Annotated in this window: 16 protein-coding genes; 10 read left to right on the forward strand and 6 right to left on the reverse strand. The window is 66.5% G+C overall.

Going from position 1 to position 19,389, the window contains the following annotated elements:
* The first annotated feature begins 47 nt into the window (after positions 1 to 47).
* Positions 48 to 1,964 (forward strand): 1-deoxy-D-xylulose-5-phosphate synthase, encoded by a 1,917-nt coding sequence (gene dxs / locus ACM9LZ_RS17275; RefSeq protein ID WP_416620748.1) that lies wholly within the window; start codon positions 48 to 50, stop codon positions 1,962 to 1,964.
* A 245-nt stretch (positions 1,965 to 2,209) separates the two neighbouring features.
* On the opposite strand, the gene ACM9LZ_RS17280 is transcribed toward dxs, so the two are convergent.
* Together ACM9LZ_RS17280 and ACM9LZ_RS17285 are read right to left on the reverse strand one after the other, a co-directional pair.
* Positions 2,210 to 2,572 (reverse strand): cupin domain-containing protein, encoded by a 363-nt coding sequence (locus tag ACM9LZ_RS17280; RefSeq protein ID WP_416620749.1) that lies wholly within the window; start codon positions 2,570 to 2,572, stop codon positions 2,210 to 2,212.
* The gene (locus ACM9LZ_RS17285) at positions 2,572 to 3,033 is read right to left on the reverse strand and encodes a nucleoside deaminase (protein ID WP_416620779.1); all 462 of its coding nucleotides are present in this window, start codon (positions 3,031 to 3,033) and stop codon (positions 2,572 to 2,574) included. Before ACM9LZ_RS17285 ends, ACM9LZ_RS17280 begins: the two co-directional genes overlap by 1 nt.
* 119 nt (positions 3,034 to 3,152) lie before the next feature.
* On the opposite strand from ACM9LZ_RS17285, the gene ACM9LZ_RS17290 reads away from it, so the two are divergent.
* Positions 3,153 to 4,430 (forward strand): pseudouridine synthase, encoded by a 1,278-nt coding sequence (locus ACM9LZ_RS17290; RefSeq protein WP_416620750.1) that lies wholly within the window; start codon positions 3,153 to 3,155, stop codon positions 4,428 to 4,430.
* Positions 4,411 to 4,977 (forward strand): RsmD family RNA methyltransferase, encoded by a 567-nt coding sequence (locus tag ACM9LZ_RS17295; RefSeq protein WP_416620751.1) that lies wholly within the window; start codon positions 4,411 to 4,413, stop codon positions 4,975 to 4,977. Before ACM9LZ_RS17290 ends, ACM9LZ_RS17295 begins: the two co-directional genes overlap by 20 nt.
* Before the next feature lie 14 nt (positions 4,978 to 4,991).
* Here ACM9LZ_RS17295 and ACM9LZ_RS17300 read toward each other — a convergent pair whose 3' ends face one another.
* The 4 genes from ACM9LZ_RS17300 to ACM9LZ_RS17315 form a co-directional block, all read right to left on the reverse strand.
* Positions 4,992 to 6,461 (reverse strand): sensor domain-containing diguanylate cyclase, encoded by a 1,470-nt coding sequence (locus ACM9LZ_RS17300; RefSeq protein WP_416620752.1) that lies wholly within the window; start codon positions 6,459 to 6,461, stop codon positions 4,992 to 4,994.
* 272 nt (positions 6,462 to 6,733) lie between these two features.
* Positions 6,734 to 7,699, reverse strand: a complete 966-nt coding sequence (locus tag ACM9LZ_RS17305; protein WP_416620753.1) for a ribonucleotide-diphosphate reductase subunit beta — start codon at positions 7,697 to 7,699, stop codon at positions 6,734 to 6,736.
* 241 nt (positions 7,700 to 7,940) lie between these two features.
* The gene (locus ACM9LZ_RS17310; protein WP_416620754.1) at positions 7,941 to 10,931 is read right to left on the reverse strand and encodes a transglycosylase domain-containing protein; all 2,991 of its coding nucleotides are present in this window, start codon (positions 10,929 to 10,931) and stop codon (positions 7,941 to 7,943) included.
* Between the two features lie 145 nt (positions 10,932 to 11,076).
* On the reverse strand, positions 11,077 to 11,532 hold the full coding sequence (locus ACM9LZ_RS17315) for a GtrA family protein (RefSeq protein ID WP_416620755.1): 456 nt from the start codon (positions 11,530 to 11,532) through the stop codon (positions 11,077 to 11,079).
* A gap of 84 nt (positions 11,533 to 11,616) precedes the next feature.
* Between ACM9LZ_RS17315 and ACM9LZ_RS17320 the strand changes: the two genes are divergently transcribed.
* The 7 genes from ACM9LZ_RS17320 to ACM9LZ_RS17350 all read left to right on the forward strand — a co-directional run bounded on the left by ACM9LZ_RS17320 (position 11,617) and on the right by ACM9LZ_RS17350 (position 19,295).
* Positions 11,617 to 12,636, forward strand: coding sequence for a class I SAM-dependent methyltransferase (locus ACM9LZ_RS17320; RefSeq protein ID WP_416620756.1), 1,020 nt, complete (start codon positions 11,617 to 11,619; stop codon positions 12,634 to 12,636).
* 130 nt (positions 12,637 to 12,766) lie between these two features.
* Complete coding sequence (locus tag ACM9LZ_RS17325; protein WP_416620757.1) at positions 12,767 to 13,159, forward strand: hypothetical protein; 393 nt, start codon at positions 12,767 to 12,769, stop codon at positions 13,157 to 13,159.
* Positions 13,160 to 13,263: 104 nt separating this feature from the next.
* Positions 13,264 to 15,294 (forward strand): TonB-dependent receptor family protein, encoded by a 2,031-nt coding sequence (locus ACM9LZ_RS17330; RefSeq protein WP_416620758.1) that lies wholly within the window; start codon positions 13,264 to 13,266, stop codon positions 15,292 to 15,294.
* Between the two features lie 122 nt (positions 15,295 to 15,416).
* A complete protein-coding gene (gene dapF, locus ACM9LZ_RS17335) occupies positions 15,417 to 16,262 on the forward strand; it encodes a diaminopimelate epimerase (protein ID WP_416620759.1) in 846 nt (281 codons plus the stop codon).
* Between the two features lie 161 nt (positions 16,263 to 16,423).
* Positions 16,424 to 17,626 (forward strand): tRNA (N(6)-L-threonylcarbamoyladenosine(37)-C(2))-methylthiotransferase MtaB, encoded by a 1,203-nt coding sequence (gene mtaB, locus ACM9LZ_RS17340; RefSeq protein ID WP_416620780.1) that lies wholly within the window; start codon positions 16,424 to 16,426, stop codon positions 17,624 to 17,626.
* On the forward strand, positions 17,620 to 18,822 hold the full coding sequence (ftsY, locus tag ACM9LZ_RS17345) for a signal recognition particle-docking protein FtsY (protein ID WP_416620760.1): 1,203 nt from the start codon (positions 17,620 to 17,622) through the stop codon (positions 18,820 to 18,822). The genes mtaB and ftsY overlap by 7 nt, the downstream gene beginning before the upstream one ends.
* A gap of 68 nt (positions 18,823 to 18,890) precedes the next feature.
* A complete protein-coding gene (locus tag ACM9LZ_RS17350; RefSeq protein WP_416620761.1) occupies positions 18,891 to 19,295 on the forward strand; it encodes a VOC family protein in 405 nt (134 codons plus the stop codon).
* Positions 19,296 to 19,389: the final 94 nt, after the last annotated feature.

Here is a 19,389-nt window from a genome sequence, read left to right on the forward strand (position 1 = left end):
CCGGCGTTCAAGGGGCGCTGGTGGAAACAGAAAAAGAGGAAGGGACCATGTCCCAGTCGAAGACGCCGTTGTTGGACCAGGTCAATATCCCCGCCGATCTGCGCCGGCTGGCACCCACGCAATTGCGCCAGCTTGCCGATGAGTTGCGGCAGGAAACCATCGACGCGGTGTCGGTGACGGGTGGCCATCTGGGCGCCGGACTGGGGGTGGTGGAGCTGACCGTCGCCATCCATTACTGCTTCGACACGCCGGACGACCGGCTGATCTGGGATGTGGGCCATCAGGCCTATCCGCACAAGATCCTGACGGGGCGGCGCGACCGTATCCGCACCCTGCGCATGGGCGGCGGCCTTTCCGGCTTCACCAAGCGGTCGGAGAGCGAGTACGACCCGTTCGGCACGGCGCACAGCTCCACCTCCATCTCCGCCGGGCTGGGCATGGCGGCCGCGCGCGATCTGGCCGGGCGGACCAACAATGTCGTGGCCGTCATCGGCGACGGGGCCCTGTCGGCCGGCATGGCGTATGAAGCCATGAACAATGCTGGTGCCCTGCAATCGCGGCTGGTCGTCATCCTGAATGACAACGACATGTCCATCGCGCCGCCTGTGGGCGCGCTGTCGGGCTATCTGTCGCGGCTGATCTCCTCCAAATCCTACCGCGGGTTCCGGGATTTCTCCAAGCAGGTGGCCGAACACTTGCCCCGCCCCCTGCTGAACGCCGCCCGCCGGGCGGAGGAATATGCCAGGGGCATGGTGACCGGCGGCACGCTGTTCGAGGAACTGGGCTTCTATTATGTCGGGCCCATCGACGGCCATAATCTGGACCATCTGCTGCCGGTCCTGGAAAATGTCCGCGACGATCCGACAGGTGGCCCCGTCCTGATCCATTGCGTGACGCAGAAGGGCAAGGGCTACGCCCCGGCCGAGGCATCGGCCGACAAGCTGCACGCCGTGGGCAAATTCGATGTGATCACGGGCACCCAGGCCAAGCCCAAGGCCAATGCCCCGTCCTACACCCGTGTCTTCGCCGAAAGCCTGATCAAGGAAGCCGCCAGGGACGAGAAGATCGTCGCCATCACGGCTGCCATGCCGTCGGGCACCGGGCTGGACCTGTTCGAGCAGAAATTCCCCAAGCGCAGCTTCGACGTGGCCATCGCCGAACAGCACGCCGTGACCTTCGCGGCCGGCATGGCCACCGAGGGGTTCAAGCCCTTCTGCGCCATCTATTCCACCTTCCTGCAGCGCGGCTATGACCAGTTGGTCCATGACGTGGCATTGCAGAACCTGCCCGTGCGCTTCGCCATCGACCGCGCCGGCCTGGTCGGGGCCGATGGGGCCACCCATGCCGGCGCCTTCGACGTGGCCTATCTGGCCTGCCTGCCCAACATGGTGGTGATGGCCGCGGCGGACGAGGCGGAACTGGTGCATATGGTGGCAACCTGTGCCGCCCATGATGCCGGCCCCATCGCCGTGCGCTATCCGCGCGGCGAAGGCGTGGGCGTGGAAATGCCCGAACAGGGCCTGCCCCTGGCCATCGGCAAGGGCCGTGTCATCCGCGAAGGATCGAAGGTCGCCATCCTGTCACTGGGGGCGCGTCTGGCGGAGGCGCAGAAGGCGGCAGAAGATCTGGCCGCCCTCGGTCTGTCCACCACCGTCGCCGATGCCCGGTTCGCCAAGCCCATCGACATGGAACTGGTGGAACGGCTGGTCCGGGACCATGAGGTGCTGATCACCATCGAGGAAGGCAGCATCGGCGGCTTCGGCAGCCATGTGCTGCACCACCTGGCGACCAGCGGCCTGCTGGATCTGGGTTGCAAGGTCCGCCCCATGGTCCTGCCCGACACCTATCAGGATCATGACAGTCCGGCGAAGCAATACGAGCAAGCCGGCCTGACCGCCCGCGACATCGTGGCCACGGCGCTGAAGGCGCTGGGGGTGGAGGGGAAGGCGGCCGTGGGGGCGTAGCCAAGCCCACGAATGTGGGCGGCGGCGGTTGAGGCCGGTGATCGGTTGCGATCACCGGGCCTAAGGTACACCGCTGCCCTCAGAGAATCCCAGGAGAGATCTCACATTTTCCTTGATTTTCAGAGGCTTAAACAAGAGATTTCGAGGATTCTCTGGTCATTTGGGTATATAAGAGCACAACGCCCGGATCGCTCCCCCTCGCAAATGACGGCTCCGAATCGAACTGGTGGATGGTTGAGCCACGGTTACTCGTAGACCGCGTAATATTTGCGCGCCGGCTCCCTGATATCCCAGACGCCGGTGAAGCCGGCCGGCATGATGAAGGCGTCGCCAGCCCTGAAGGTGCGGCTGGAACCGTCATCGCCCGTCACCACGACCAGCCCTTCCAGCAGATGGCAGAACTCGTTCTCCGTGAAGACGACGCGCCAGGCGCCGACGGCGCCCGTCCAGATACCGCAGTTGAAGCGGCCATCGGTGCTGCTGAACCGGTTGCTGACGGTCTGCACGGGATCGCCGCCCAGCAACCGGTCCGACGCGGGGCGGTAGGTTTCGGGCGCCGGACCGGGGTCGGCCAGGGCGATGATTGCGGGAAAGGGCTGGTCATTCATCACGTCACCTCCGTCCGGGGACCGGCCTGGCGCCGGTCCTTGAAGAAATCGCGCAGCAGGGCAGCCGCCCTGCCCTCCCCCAGGCCGCCATAATGGTCGGGCGCATGGTGGCAGGTCGGTTGCTGGAAAAAGCGCGGGCCATGATCCACGGCCCCCCCCTTGGGATCATAGGCCCCGAAATAGAGCCGCCGCAGCCGGGCGAAGCTGATCGATGCCGCGCACAGGGCACAGGGCTCCAGCGTCACATAAAGATCCAGCCCCGGCAGGCGCGGACTGCCCAGCAATGCCGCGGCCTGCCGGATGGCCAGCACCTCTGCATGGGCCGTGGGATCGCACAGTTCCTCCGTCCGGTTGCCGGCGGCAGCCAGCACGCGCCCCGTGGCCGGGTCGATGATGACGGCACCCACCGGCACCTCGCCGCGAACGGCCGCGGCCGCGGCTTCGGCAAAGGCGATATCCATGGGCGACGGGCGGAAACGGGGATCGGTCATGATGTGCGCAAGGCTGCATGGGACGGTCGCGCCCGTCAAGCCGGGGCCCGCTTGCGGGGCGGGGGGCTTTGCGCGTAATCTCCGGCCCCATGTCCCAGAATTCCTATGACCCCCTGCGTCAGGTGCCTGTCGAAGACGGCACCGATGATGCCGAAACGGATGACGCCACCAACCTGCCGGGTGGGGAGCGCATCGCCAAGCGGCTTGCCCGCGCCGGTGTCTGTTCCCGGCGCGATGCGGAGCGCTGGATCGCCGACGGCAGGGTGCGCGTGAATGGCAGGGTGCTGGACACCGCCGCCTTCCTGGTGCGTGACGGCGATCGTATCCAGGTGGACGGCCAGAATGTCGGGGAACCGGAACCGACGCGCCTGTGGCGCTATCACAAGCCCGAGGGGCTGGTGACGTCCGCGCGTGACGAAAAGGGCCGGGCCACGGTGTTCGACCATCTGCCGGCGCACATGCCGCGCGTGATCTCCGTCGGCCGGCTGGATCTGTCGTCGGAAGGGCTGCTGCTGCTGACCAATGACGGTGCGCTGGCCCGGCACCTGGAACTGCCGGCCACGGGCTGGCTGCGCCGGTACCGCATCCGCGTGCATGGTGTGCCGACACCGGAAACCATGCGCAAGCTGGCCGAGGGCGTGGTGGTGGAGGGGCTTGCCTATGGCCCTATCGAAACTGTGATCGACCGCACCGTCGGTTATAATTCCTGGCTGACCGTGGGCCTGCGTGAAGGCAAGAACCGCGAGGTCCGCCGCGTCTTTGAATGGCTGGGCCTGCCCGTCAGCCGCCTGATCCGCGTCGCCTATGGCCCGTTCCAGCTGGGCAAGCTGGAACGGGGCGCCGTGGAGGAGGTGCCGCGGCGCGTGCTGCGCGACCAGATCCCCGCCTTCTTCCCCGAAGGGCAGGAAGAGGGAACAACGGAGAGCGCCGGCCAGCCCGCCGCCGCCCCGCGCATGCGCTATGACCGCCTGCCCAAGGCCATGGCCCCGGCCGCGCCCGCCGGCGCGACCAAGGGCGGCCGCAAGCCGTCGGCCGCCAAGGCCCGCGACAGCGTGGAACGGCTGGTGGGCGGACGCGCCAAGCCGGCCCCCGCCCGCAAGCCCGCTGCACCACGGGACGAGGTGGAGGCACCGAAGCCCGCGAAGCGCGGCCCCGCCGCACAACTCAGCGAGAGCGCCCGCCGTGCCGTGGCCAAGCTGGACCGCGTGCTGGCCAAGGGCGACATTGCCGACGATGCGCCCGCCCCCCGGCGCAGTGCCCGCCCCGCCCCCGCGAAAACGGCCAGCACCCCCGTGAAGCCGTCGCCCGGCGGCAAGCCGGCCCGGCCGGCATCGAAGGGGGGCCCGCGTGCGGATCGTCGCCGGTAGGCATCGCGGGCGCCGGCTGGAGGCACCGTCGGGTCCCGATGTGCGCCCCACCAGCGACCGCACACGACAATCCCTGTTCAACATCCTGTCGCATGGTGACTGGATGGCGGATGGCGGCGACGCGCTGGAAGGGGCGGATGTACTGGACGCCTTCTGCGGCACCGGCGCCCTGGGGCTGGAGGCATTGTCGCGGGGGGCCGCCCGCGCCGCCTTTCTGGACCGGGCGCGGCCATCACTGGACATGGCGCGGCGCAATGCGGAAATGCTGGGCGAAACGGGAGAGTGCCGCTTCGTGCTGGGCGATGCGGGACGCCCTCCCGCCGCCCCCTTTGCCGCCGGTCTGGCCTTTCTGGACCCGCCCTATGGCCAGGGACTGGCACCGCCGGCCCTGTCCGCGCTGTCGGCAGCCGGCTGGCTGGCACCGGGCGCCCTGGTCTGCGTAGAAGTGGCTTCAACCGATGCCTTTGCGCCTCCGCCGGGTTTTGATCCGCTGGATCACCGCGACTACAGCCAGGCCCGCATCTTCTTTCTGCGACATCGCGGCTGATCCGCCCCGGACGATCACACCGCCGCCCCCAGTATCAGGCTGGGTACCGGCGGGCGGTGTATTTCGATGCGGTTGCGCCCGTTGCGCTTGGCATCATAGAGAGCGCGGTCGGCCAGTGTAAGCAACTGCTCCAGGGTCGTGCCCTCCGGCTGACCAAAGGTCCCTGCCAGACCGATGGACACGGTGACATGCTGGTGCGGGCTGCCGCCGTGCCGGATGCCGATGGCGGCCACCAGTTCATGCACCCGCTCGGCCACGGTGATGGCGCCCGCCATGTCGGTGTCGGTCAGCAGCACACCAAATTCCTCGCCCCCCAGACGGGCTGCGGTGTCACCGCCGCGCGGCACGGCCGCCGCGATAGCCTGTGCCACAGAACGCAATGCTGCGTCGCCGGCCCCGTGACCGTAGGTGTCGTTAAAGGGCTTGAACAGGTCGATATCAATCATCATCACCACGGTGTCGTGCGGCTTGCGCGATATCCGGGCCTGCTCGCGGCGCATAAGGTCGTCGAACATGCGGCGGTTGGCGATACCCGTCAACGGATCGGTCGTCGCCAATTGTTCCAGCCGGCTGTTCGCCTCCGCCAGTTCGGCTTTAGCCCGGCTGCGCTGCAGGGCATCCAGGTGCGCCTTGATGATCAGGGTGACGAAGCCGACTAGCAGGGCTGCGGCCGTAAAACCCACGGTCAGCGCGTTGGCGCGCCAGTCCTGATAGATGTCGTGCAGCGGCTTGGCCAGTTCCAGCCGCAAGGGCCATTGGGTCACAGGCGTGGTGATCACCAGATGATCATCGACACGGCTGGCTTGTGGACGGCCGGATCGCACGGCGCCTGCAATCGGCAGCAGTACCGTTTCCTGCCGGGTGATCACCGCGTCTGCTTCCGGAAGGGCCGGCTTGCGGGCCAGCACGGTGCTACCATTCAGCAGCAGGGTGACGCTGGCATTGGGCGGCAGGGTGATGTCGGCGAACAGACTGTCGAAATATTCCAGACGCATGGAGGCGGCAACGACACCCTGGAACGACCCATCCGGACCGCTGACCCGCATCGACAGCATGAGCACGGGCTCTCCCGTCGACAGGGCCAGATAGGGACCGGAAATCAGCAGGTCACGATCATTCCGGCGGCGATGATGATCGAAATAGGGCCGCCAGCTCCGGCTTTCGCCCGTCACCAGCCCATCCCCGGCCCCCATCATGATCGTGCCCGTTGCATCCGTTACGAACAGCACGCCCATTTCGTGCGGTATGGCGGAATGTTCGAACAGGAACCGTTCCCGCAATTCCGGCGGTATCTGGCTGAAGGCCGGCGATGTGATCGTATCGCGCAGGGTTCCCAGAAGGAATTGGAACAGGTTCAGGTGGCGGTCGATATCACCGGCGATGGCACTGCCAAGGTTGGTCGCCTCGGCTTCGGCCCGGATACGGGCGTTACCGCGATCCAGATAAATCTGGGCCATGATGATGAAGGACATGGCCAGGGCCATGGCGATGCCCAGACCGGGCAGAAGCCATCCGGGCCGGGAAAACGTCCAGCCGACCGTCCCTGACCTAAGCCTATGCGGTATGCCCAAAGTGTTTTTCATGACAACAGGATAACTGCCATCGATCCACCGGGAAGGGCTTCCACCTCATCCGCAAGGATAGGTTATCTTTTCCGGCAACCGGCCTAGAACCGCTGAAACGCCCGCATCAAGAATCGCCATAAAAAAGGGCGGCCCCGCAAAAGGCCGCCCCGGTCATCGGTACGTACCGATGCTCAATCCGCGAAAGCGTCTTCCCAGGAACCCTTCGTGGCGGCCTTCGAATATTCCGTGGCCCGGTTCTCGAAGAAGTTCGTATGTTCCACGCCATTCAGGATGGCATCCATCCACGGCAACGGATTCTTGTCTGTCTTGTAGATGGGCTGCAGGCCGAGCTGGGCCAGACGACGGTCGGCGATATAGCGGATATATTTCTTCACATCCTCGCCTTCCAGGCCCTTCACCGCCCCCATCTCGAACGCCAGGTCGATGAAGGCATCCTCGTGGTGCACGATGGTCTCGCACGCCTTGTAGAGTTCGCGTTGGAATTCCTCGTCCCAGACCTCGGGGTTTTCGCTGATGAAGGTCTTGAACAACTGGATGATCGACTGCGTATGCAGGCTTTCATCACGCACCGACCAGGTCACGATCTGGCCCATGCCCTTCATCTTCCCGAACCGCGGGAAATTCATCAGGATGGCGAAGCTGGCAAAAAGCTGGAGCCCTTCGGTAAAGGCGCCGAACACGGCCAGGGTCTTGGCAATGTCCTTTTTACTGTCGACGTTGAACTCCTGCATGTAATCATATTTGTCCTTCATCTCCTTATAGTGGAGGAAGGCGGAATATTCGACCTCGGGCATGCCGATCGTGTCGAGCAGATGGCTGTAGGCCGCGATATGCACCGTCTCCATGGCGGAGAAGGCCGCCAGCATCATGCAGACCTCGGTCGGCTGGAACACGCGGCTATAGTGCCGCATGTAGCAATTGTTCACCTCGACATCGGCCTGGGTGAAGAAGCGGAAAATCTGGGTCAGCAGGTTCCGTTCGGCATCGGACAGGTTGTTGCGCCAATCCTTGACGTCATCGGCCAGGGGCACTTCCTCCGGCAGCCAATGGATGCGCTGCTGGGTGAGCCAGGCCTCATAGGCCCAGGGGTAGCGGAAGGGCTTGTAGACCGGATTGGGCGTCAGCAGGGAGGACATGGCACCAACACTAGATGTAGGGGGTGGATGCCCTAACCTAGCACAATGGAACCGGGGGGAAAGGCCCGCTCCTGTGGATTGATTGTGGATAACGGGGGTGGTGGTGGCCAGTGCCGCCCGCCGCCTGCGTCCCCGCCCGCACGGCCAAATGGGCATACCCCATCCGATAGCCGGCCCGCGGGCAGCCGATTGCGGGGCCCGCGGCCCGTCGGGAAAAAAGCAGGGGGGAATCGGGCCGGTCCTATCGTCCCCGGTCGGCCGTCTGCGTATCGTCGTTCAGCAACGGATTGAGTGCCGGCGCCAGGATTTTCAGCAACTGTGCCGGCAGGGCGGACGTGAAGCGGTATTCCGCCGCCTCCGGCCCGTGAACATGGGCCGTGATCACCCCGAAGAACCGGTCACCGATATAGAAGACGAACGTGGCCGTGCGGTTGACGACACGGCTTTCCAGCACCACGCCGCCAGGACCGTAGCGTTCGAACCGGTGGTCGCCCGTGCCGGTCTTGCCGCCGACGGGGATTTCCGCGCTGTCGGCGGCCGTGAAGGCACCCTTCACACGCCGGGCCGTGCCATTGTCCACGATATCGCGCAGGTGCCGGCGAACCACGCGCGCCACTTCCGGCGCCATCACCTGTTCGGCCCTGTCCAGCAGGCTGGCCGGCACGAAACTGGTCTCATACGGGGTGGCGCTGGCGAAATGCAGGCGGTTGACGCGCAGGGTGGGCAACCGGACACCATCATTCAGGATGATGCCCATCAGTTCGGCCAGGGCCCCCGGCCGGTCGGCCGAACTGCCGATGGAGGTGGCATAGCTGGGCACCAGCCTGCCGAACGGATAGCCCAGACGCTGCCATTCCTCATGAATGCGGGTGAACGCCTCCTCCTCCAGCACGATACCGATGCGCGTGTCCTGTGCCCGCTTGGACCGGGAGGAAAAGAGCCAGTTATAGCTTTCCTGCCGCGACTCGCTGCTATCCTTCAGCATGTCGCGGCGCTGGGATGCGGGGCTGTCCTGGAGATAGGATACCAGCCACAGTTCCAGCGGATGCACGCCGGCGATATAACCGCGGTCGTTCAGCGACCAGTTGTCGGGAGCGTAGCGGTCGTAAAGCGCGCGGACCTGCGCTTCCGGCGGCCCGCCGGCCGGCATGTGCCGGTCCAGGAAGCGCGCCAGGTCCTGCACGGGCGCGTTGGGCAGCGCCGAGCGGAAGATCACGGACAACCGGTCCGGCAGGGGCCGGATGCGTCCGGCCAGCTTGTCCAGGGCGGCGGCCGGCTCCAGCCCCTGATAGGTCGACCAGAACCGGTTCAGGAAGGTGCTGCCCTCCTGGTCGGCGAACTGCGACAGATAGGTGCGGCGCGCCGGATGGCGGGGATCATCCATCAGGTCGGTGCGGTTGTCGGGGCCTTCCGCGATGTAATGGTTGGCGATGTCCCGCATCATGCGGATGAAGACCAGATTGACGGAATGGCGGAACGCCTCCGCCACGCTGATCACCTTTCCATCGTCCAGCCTGTCGAAATTGCCGAAGCTGTGCAGCCCGCCGCCGGTGAAGAAGCGCTCCGCCGGGCTGGCCGAATAGGGGCGCTGCATCGCCAGGTCGAGCAGGCCCGCAATGCCCAGGCCCGGCTGGGCCGACATGGTGCGCAACACCCATTGCGTCAGCCGGTCCGGCGCATCCAGGGCCGCGGCATCCAGTTCATAGGTCTCCCGCCCGACATAGCGGTCGTGAAGCTTGGCGATGATCTCCAGATAGGTCACCAGCGTTCGCAGCTTGGCCGTGGAGCCGAGATCCAGCTTCGCCCCCTCGTTCAGGTCCAGCGGCTGGGGCAGCGTATCGACCTGCACCCGCACAAGGTTGGCGTCCGCCGTGCGCTCGAACAGGGTGACCGAATAGACGATGCGGGCCGGATCGGCCTGGTTCAGCAACCGCTCGCCGACCAGGCCCAGGGCGGCGGCCTGCACGGGATCGGCCAGCTTGCGCAATGTCTGCGTGACGCGCGCCTGGGTCGGCTGGTCCAGCGTGGTGTCCACAGCCAGGTCCAGCCTGTCCAGCGCGTAGAGGCTGGGGACACCCAGCATGCCCAGCAGGCGGGAGCGGATGGCGTTGGTCGCCTTCTGTTCCACGAAGCTGGGTTCCGGCATGGAAGGCGGCTCGGCCCGGAATCGCAGGGGGAAGAAGCGCGCCGCGTCTGCCAGGGGTGCCGGCACGATGCCCGACCGCTCCAAAAGGCGCAGATGGCCGTTGGCCAGTTCGTTCAGCGCCTGCCGGCCGGTGCCCGTGCCCAGATAGGCAGATGGCCGGCGCTGGGCCAGCAGCAGGCTCAACACCTGCTTGTAAACGACGGCCTGGAGCTGAAGATCCTCCTCCGTCCGCGGACGGTCGCGCAGGATGCGGTTGGCCAGGGCGAAATCGGTGCCGTACCAGGCCCACAGCCCGTCGCCCAGGCCATTCACCTCGCCCATGCCGGGCCGGGCGGACAGCGGCGTGGAATTCAGGTAATCGACCAGGATCTGATGGCGGGCCCGTGTCGTGTCCGGCCCGCCCTTGTAGGCGCGGACGGAAGCCGACATCATCTGCCGCAGCTTTTCCATGCCGCTGCCCGTGCGGCCTTCAGGCGAATGCCGGTATTTCTCGATCTGCGTGGCCAGGGTGGAACCGCCGGCCCGCGGATTGTCGGGATTGACCAGTTTCAACGGGATATTGGCCAGGGCCAGGGCAAACCGGTCCCATTCCACGGCCGGGTTGCGATGCGGATGGGTCGGGTCCAACAGCTCCCGGTTCTCGATGAACAGAAGCGTATCAGCCACCAGCCTGGGCACTTCCCCGAACCCGGCATAGGTGCGCTCCGGATAGCGCGCGTCGAACAGGGGGTGACCGTGCGGGTCGCGGATCGACAGGCCGCCGGCCGTCTTCTCCGCATAGGGGGCGAATCCGCCGAAATCCATGTAATCGCGCAGGGCCGGACTGGGCCGCGCCTGCAGGTCCACGCGGTAGTTGGCGGCCACCAGCCGCTCCACGAAGCCCGGGATGCCGGCATAGCCCAGGCGCTGGTCATAGGGGCCGGGGCCGGGAAACCGGATATCGGGGTTGGGGCCGGGCTCCAGTTGCCAGGTCAGGTCCCGACCATAACGGGCCAGCACCTCCGCCTGCAGGCGCGAGGTCCTGGTTTCGTGCCAGACCATGGCACCCGCACCGGTGACCAGCGCCAGGGTCAAGCCCCAGGTCATCCACCGATAGAACCGCGCCGACGGCATTCCCCGAAACGCTCCCCCGATCTTTGTTTCCGCCCATCCATAGCATGGGGGATGCAAGCACCGCTACGTGGGCCGTGGGGCGTCACCGGCTGAAAGGACGGGGAAGGACCCGCGTTTCCTAACGGGATTGGCGGAAAACCAGACGCCTGGACAAGACAAAGTTGAACACCAGCCCCGAGACGCTGCCGGCCGCCACCCCGGCATAGGGCAGAAGCGCCGCCAGCGCCGCCGGCCACAGGCCGACCCAGGCAATGACGGGCCCGCCCAGTTGCAGGACCACCACATAGACGGCGTAATTGACCAGCGCCCCGACGGCATTGGCCGCCAGGAACCGCAACCATTGCCGCAACGCCCCACGCCGGCTGACACCCGCGAAGGTATATTGCCGGTTCATGTACCAGGTGAAGGTGGCCGCCATGAGATAGGAGAAGACGCGGCCGCCATAGGGGTCCAGCCCCAACAGATGCAGCGCCACGGCCAGCGCCGCCATATCGACGAACAGCCCCCCGACCCCGATCAGGGCGAAGGTGAGGAACTGGCGCGGAACGGGTTTGGTCATGGCAGGAGCGGTCATGGCGGCGGTTCCATGCCTACACGCTTTTGCCCGGCGGGTCACGCCGCTCGACAGCGCGTCGCAGATGGGATAGGCGTGGCAGCCATGTCGATCGCCAAAGCCATCCACCACCCGTTCGCCACCGGCCTGCTGCCCCTGCCCGCGCGGGGGACCGGCTTCATCCTGAACGCCGGGGCCGACAGCGCCCTGTCGCCGGACCTCCGCCCCCTGATCTGCGTCACCGGGTTCAAGCCGGCACATGATGCGCTGGTGCAGGCCGGGTTCCAGGTGGTGCGCGACCTGCCCGCCGGCCCGTACCGGACCGGCCTGTGCCTGATGACCAAGCACAAGGCTGAAAGCCTGGCCGCCATGGCGCAGGCCTGGGAGGCGCTGGAGCCCGGCGGGCTGCTGGTCTGTTGCGGCGACAATGATACCGGCGTGGCCAGTCTGATGAAGGCTGCCAGGCAGGCTTTCGGCGAGATGGAGAACCTGTCCAAGCATCATGCCCGTGTCTTCTGGACCGTGAAGCAGGCCGGGCCGCCCCCGGCCATTCTGGCCGAATGGCAGGAAGGGGCCACCGTGCGGCGGGTGGAAGCCACCGGCTTCATGGCCGGACCCGGCATGCATGGCTGGAACAAGGTGGATGCCGGCTCCCGCCTGCTGGCCACCCAGTTCCCCGGCGCCATCCGGGGGCGGGTCGCCGATCTGGGGGCCGGGTGGGGCTATCTCTCGGCCGAATTGCTGCGCGCCGGACCCGGCCGCGTGGCAGGCCTGGATCTTTACGAAGCCGATGCGGCGTCGCTGGCCGCCGCCGCGACCAATGTGGCGCCCCTGGCCGGCGGCACGGTGCTGAAATACCATTGGGCCGATGTGACGGCCGGCCTGCCGCGCGGGCGTTTCGACTGGATCATCACCAATCCGCCCTTCCATGCCGGCAAGGCCACCGACGTGACGCTGGGCAGCCAGTTCATCATCCGCGCGGCGGAGGCGCTGGGGACGGGCGGCACCCTGCTGCTGGTCGCCAACAAGCACCTCCCTTACGAAGCCGTTTTCGACGGACATTTCAAATCGCGCCGCACCGTGGCGGAGGCGGAGGGCTTCAAGGTGATCGAAGGCCGGAAGTAACCCTTGCCCCGGCAACGGCCGGCCATTTCCAGACTGCGGAACCCTTTTCGGGTGGATTTATGCACGGGTGATGGGGTAGTCCCTCCCTGATCCGCCCCATGGAAACGCCGACCCCGAGGCTGCCGCCACCGTGCATCCGCTCCGCCATTTCCTCCTGAACCATCGGCTGCTGGCCGGCGTCGTCATGATGCTGGCCTTGTCGATGAAGCTGATGGTGCCGCCGGGCTTCATGCCGGTCACGCCGGACGGCCAGTTGGGCATGAGCATCTGCTGGGGTGCCGGTCCCAAGACCGCGGACCTCGCCGGCAAGGCGGATAACGGCAAGCCGGTGCCCAGCCCGCAGGGCACGCCCTGCGCCTTTGCATCCCTGTCCATGCTGTCCCTGGCGGCAGTCGCGGCGATCCTGGCCTTCGCGCTGCTTCAGCCCGTCATCACAAGGGGCCCCTGCCCTTCCCGGACGGCCCCGCCATCGATACCGGCACGCCTGCGGCCACCACTGCGCGCACCACCCCTTCCTGTCTGACCGATATCCGGACTGCCTGCTGCCGGGACGGCCCCGTCCCGCGCCTGAACATTCGCCCCCTCGGGAAAGGCCGCAAGGGGGCGCGCCCCCAAGGATATGTCAGCATGAAGAATCTGCTTCTGGCGTCGAGCGCCCTGCTCGGCCTCGCCATCACGCCTGCCGTCGCGCAGGATGCCCGCCCCGTCGCGGAGGGCGACATCGTCGTGATCGGCAACCGCGCCATCGAAGAGGCCGAGGCCGCCATCCGGCGCACGGCCGGCGCCGTGGAGGTGGTGCCCGACACCGCCTTCAAGAACAGCCCCGTCCAGACCATCAAGGACATTCTGGGCTATGTGCCCGGCATCGTCGTGCAGCCGCGCTTCGGCGACGATGCCCGCCTGTCCATCCGTGGTTCCGGCCTGTCGCGCAATTATGGCAATCGCGGGCTGTCCATCTATCTGGACGGTGTGCCCATGAACATGTCCGACGGGCTGGTCGACCTGTTCGAGGTGGATCCCAGCGCCTATCGCCATGTGGAAATCTTCAAGGGTGCGAATGCCCTGCGGTACGGGTCAAACGCGCTGGGCGGGGCCATCAACCTCGTCACTCCGACGGGACGCGACGCCGCCCGCTTCGACGGCCGCCTGGATGTGGGCAGCTTCGGCTACGTCAAGGGACAGGCCAGCACCGGCGGCGTGTCGGGCGCGCTGGATTATTTCATCACGGCGTCGGGACAGGATGCCGACGGTTACCGCGACCATAGCGACGGCCACCAGGTGCGCGGCAGCGGCAATGTCGGCTACAGCATTTCGCCGGACGTGGAGACCCGCTTCCATGTGAATGCCAATTCCATCCGTCAGCGCATCCCGGGCGAGATGACGAAGCAGGAAGCGCTGGAAACCCCGCGCGCCGCCCACCCGGCCTGGATCGACCAGGATCAGCAGCGCAACATCGACTCGGTACGCCTGGCCAACAAGACCACGGTGCGCCTGGACCAGACGCGGATCGAATTCGGCCTGTTCGGCCAGCACCGGCATGTCATGCACCCGATCTTCCAATGGCTGGATTTCAAGGTGAACGACTATGGCGGTTTCGTGCGTGCCGTGGACGACCGGTCGCTGGGCGACCACCGCAACCGCCTGACCATCGGCGCCAATATCCATAACGGCCGGATCGATACAAGGCAGTATATCAACCTGTCGGGCGCCGTTAAGGGCGCGGTGGCCGCTTCCATGCTCGACAAGTCGGAGAATATTTCGGCCTATGCCGAAAACGCCTTCCATCTCCGCCCCGACCTGTCGCTGATCGCCGGCGTCCAGTACCTGCACGCCAGCCGCGACCGGCGCGACCGGTTCCTGTCCAACGGCGATCAGTCGGGCCGCAAAAGCTATGACCTGTGGAGCCCGCGCGTCGGCGTGCTGTGGGACATCGATACAGGCTGGCAGGCCTTCGCCAACATCTCGCGCAGTGCAGAGGTGCCCAGCTACGACGCCAATTCCTTCGCCACACCGGCCAGTTCCAACCTGACGGCCCAGCGCGCCACGACCTATGAGATCGGCACCCGCGGCGGGCGGGAGGATGTGGCCTGGGATATCACACTCTACCGTGCGGAGATCAGGAACGAGCTGCAATGCCTGACCACGGCGCCCTGGGCGGCCTGCAGCGTCGTCAACGTGGACAGCACCGTCCATCAGGGGATCGAGGCCGGGCTGGAGGCCGTCCTCCTGAAATCGGCTGGCGTGGCCGATGACCGCGTGATGCTGAACCTCGCCTATACTTATAATGACTTCTTCTTCGACGGGGACGCCCTCTATGGTGACAACCGCCTGCCGGGGGTGCCCAGGCATTTCCTGCGCGCCGAACTGCTCTACAAGCATCCGGAAGGGTTCTATGCGGGACCGAATGTCGAATGGGCGCCCGGCCATTACTATGCAGACAATGACAACAGTCTGACCATCGGGTCCTATGCCCTGCTGAATTTCCGGGTCGGCTACGATACCGGCAGCGGCTGGTCCGGCTATGTCGAAGGCCGCAACCTGACCGACAGGCACTATATCTCCAGCGTCGCCATCGCCGGCACGGCCGGCCCCGCGTCGCAGATATTCAATGCCGGCACAGGGCGGGCCTTCCATGGCGGGCTGCGTTACCGCTGGTAGGCCGTTGCGGTCAGCAGGTGGCGGGCAGGTGCCCGCCCGCCCCTTGCATCCCCGCCCCTTGCATCCCCGCCCCGTCCCCAGCAGACATTTACGCTGGGGCAGCGGGGGCTTATATAAAGCCCATGACGATACAATTCCTGAAGATGCATGGGCTGGGCAACGATTTCGTGGTCATCGATGCCCGCAACCGGCCCGTCCCCCTGACGGCGACGCAGGTGGTTGCCATTGGCGACCGCCGGCGCGGGGTGGGTTTCGACCAGCTGATCCTGATCGAACCACCGCAGGACACGGCGGCAGACATCTTCATGCGCATCCTGAACCCCGATGGTAGCGAGGCCGGGGCCTGTGGCAACGCCACGCGCTGCGTCGCCTCGCTGGTTGGCCGGGGCCTGGTGCGCGACGAACTGGTGATACAGACCATTTCCGGCCTGCTGCGCTGCTGGCTGCATGCCGATGGCACCGTGACGGTGGATATGGGACCGGCACGGCTGGACTGGCAGCAGATCCCCGTGGCGGAAGCCTGTGACACGCTGCATCTGCCGGCATCGGCCGGCCCCTTGTCCGATGGCGTCGCCGTGAACATGGGCAACCCCCACGCCGTGCATTTCGTGCCGGACGCGGAAGATGTGGACCTGACACGCTGGGGCCCGGAGTTGGAGCGCCACCCCTTCTTCCCCGATCGCGCCAATATCGAGGTGGCAAGCGTGACCGGACCGTCATCGGTCCGCATGCGCGTCTGGGAACGCGGGGCCGGCATTACCGATGCCTGCGGGTCGGGCGCCTGCGCCGTCGGCGTGGCGGCCATCCGCCGGGGTCTGGTGACGGGGCGGCGCGTCTGCGTCACCCTGGATGGCGGGGTGCTGGATATCGAATGGCGTGAGGATGGCCATGTCCTGATGACGGGACCCGTCGCGACATCCTTTGCCGGCACGCTGGGCGCCGATCTGCTGGGTGGAGAGGCGCTGTGAGCGTCGAAACGGCCCTGACCGATACCGCCGGAACGGCCCTGGCCGATACAGCCCATGTGCATGAAAGTGGCGAAGGCGGCCCGCCGGAGGTGACCGGGGGGCTGGGCGAACCGACCCTGGTCACCTTCGGCTGCCGCCTGAATGCCTATGAGTCGGAGGTGATGCGCACCCATGCGCGGCAGGCCGGGCTGGATGATGTCGTCATCGTCAATACCTGCGCCGTGACGGCGGAGGCAGAACGTCAGGCGCGGCAGACCATCCGGCGCCTGCGCCGCGAACGGCCGGCATCGAAGATCATCGTCACCGGCTGTGCCGCCCAGGTCAACCCGGAGACCTTCGCCGCCATGGGCGAGGTCGACCATGTGCTGGGCAACGATGCCAAGCTGACGGCCGCCCCCTGGGCGGCGTTCGGCGGTGCGGATGCCGAGCGCGTCGTCGTCAACGACATCATGAGCGTGAAGGAAACGGCCGGCCACCTGATCCAGGGGATGGAGGGGCGCGCCCGTGCCTTCGTGCAGGTGCAGAACGGCTGCGACCATCGCTGCACCTTCTGCATCATCCCCTATGGCCGCGGCAATTCCCGGTCGGTACCGGTGGGGGAGATCGTGTCCCAGGTCCGCGCCCTGGTGGAAGCGGGCTACAACGAAGTCGTGCTGACCGGGGTGGATGTCACCTCCTATGGCGCGGACCTGCCGGGCAAGCCGTCGCTGGGGCAGATGGTCCGCCGGTTGCTGGCACTGGTGCCCGACCTGCCGCGCCTGCGCCTGTCGAGCCTGGATGCGGTGGAGATGGATGACGACCTCTGGCGTCTGGTGGCCGAGGAGCCACGTCTGATGCCTCACCTGCACCTGTCCCTGCAGGCCGGGGACGACATGATCCTGAAGCGGATGAAGCGCCGGCACCTGCGCGCCGACGCCATCGCCTTCGCCGACAGGGCGCGCCGCCTGCGCCCCGACATGGTGTTCGGCGCCGACATCATCGCCGGCTTCCCGACCGAGACGGAGGCGATGTTCCAGAACAGCCTGGACATCGTGGAGCAATGCGGCCTGACCTGGCTGCACGTCTTCCCCTACAGCCCCCGCCCCGGCACCCCCGCCGCCAAGATGCCCCAGGTCCCCGGCCCCGTCCGCAAGGAGCGCGCAGCCCGGCTGCGCGCGGCCGGCACCGTGCAGGTGGCGCGCTATCTGGCCGCACAGGCGGGTCGTTCCGCCAACGTACTGATTGAACGCCGGGGCCTTGGCCGGAATGAAGGCTTTGCCGAAGTGGCCATGGCGGATCATTATGAACCCGGAACGATCATCCGCTGCATCATCACCGGTGTGGCCGGGACGCAATTGACCGCGCGAGCCATCGACCCATGCTGAACTGGTTCAAGAAGAAGCCGGCCACCCCGCCCGCACCCCAGCCGGCCCCCGCCCCGCCGCCCCAGCCGGAGATCACACCACCGGTTGATCAACCCGCAGCCGACCCTGTCGGGCCGGCCGGGGATGCGCAGGCGGCTCCGGCACCGCTGGAAACGGCGGTGGATGGGACGATGGCAGAAGAGATCGTGGTGGCTGCCCCCACCCCTGTTCCCCCCCCCGTCCCGCTGCCTTCCCCCCTGGCGGTCGCCCTGCTGCCGGAACTGGAGGACAAGCCGGAGAAGAAAAGCTGGTTCTCCCGCCTGAAGGACGGGCTGTCCAAGTCCACCAGCCGCCTGACCGACGGCATCACCGGCATCTTCACGAAGAAGAAGCTGGATGACGAGGCGCTGGAGGAACTGGAGGAACTGCTGATCCGGGCCGATCTGGGCCCTGTCACGGCTGCCCGCCTGACGGCGGGGCTGGCCAAGACCCGCTTCGGCAAGGAGGTCTCCGCCGAGGAGGTAAAAGACTATCTCGCCACGGAGCTTCAGAAGATCGTGGAGCCGGTAGCCCGCCCGCTGGTCATCGACCCGTCGAAGAAACCGCACATCATTCTTCTGGTCGGCGTCAACGGCACCGGCAAGACGACCACCATCGGCAAGCTGGCCCGCCAGTTCCGGGATGAGGGCAAGATCGTCTGGCTGGCCGCCGGCGATACGTTCCGCGCGGCGGCCGTGGCACAGTTGAAGGTCTGGGGCGAGCGCACGGGCTGTCCCGTCGTGGCCCGCGACACAGGCGCCGACGCGGCCGGGCTGGCCTATGACGCGGTGGAACAGGCGACGAAGGCCGGGGCGGACGTGCTGCTGATCGACACGGCCGGGCGCTTGCAGAACAAGGCCGGCCTGATGGAAGAGCTGCGTAAGATCGTGCGCGTCATCAAGAAGCTGAACCCCGAGGCGCCGCACACCACGCTGTTGACGCTGGACGCCACCACGGGCCAGAACGCACATAGCCAGATCGAGGTGTTCAAGGACATGGTGGCCATCAACGGCCTGATCCTGACCAAACTGGACGGGTCGGCCCGCGGTGGTGTGCTGGTGGCCCTGGCAGAGAAGTTCAAGCTGCCCGTCCATGCCATCGGCGTGGGCGAAGGCGTCTATGACATGCGTCCGTTCGAGGCCCGTGCCTTCTCACGCGCGCTGGTGGGGATGGAATAGGCATACCCCATCCTGTCGGCATCGGCGCAGCCGGCACCGATGCCCAACCCGACCCGATGGAGGAAACCATGCCCCGCCAGATCTCGACCTTCCTGATGTTCCAGGGCAAGGCAGAAGAGGCCATGCGCTTCTACACGTCGCTGTTCGCCGACGGGGAGATCACGGCGCTGTTCCGTTACGGTCCCGACCAGGGCGGCGTGGAAGGCACGGTGATGCAGGCCGCCTTCCGCATGGCGGGCCAGAATTTCGTCTGCATCGACAGTTCGATCGATCACGGTTTCGGCTTCACCCCCGCCATCACCCTGTTCATCGACTGCACCGACGATGCCGAACTGGAGCGGCTGTACCAGGCCCTGTCGGTCGATGGGCAGGTGCTGATGCCGCTTGGCGAATATCCTTTTGCCCAGCGCTATGTCTGGCTGGTCGACCGTTTCGGCCTGAGCTGGCAACTGGCCCTGAAACGGGTGGGCTGAGAATTCCGGCCATAGAATAAGAAAAGGGGGCAGGTGGAAAACCACCTGCCCCCTTTTCTTCAGCGCAACGACGGGCGGCCGTCACATCCGCCCG

It is taken from the genome of Niveispirillum fermenti (assembly GCF_048066175.1).
Lineage (GTDB): Bacteria > Pseudomonadota > Alphaproteobacteria > Azospirillales > Azospirillaceae > Niveispirillum > Niveispirillum fermenti.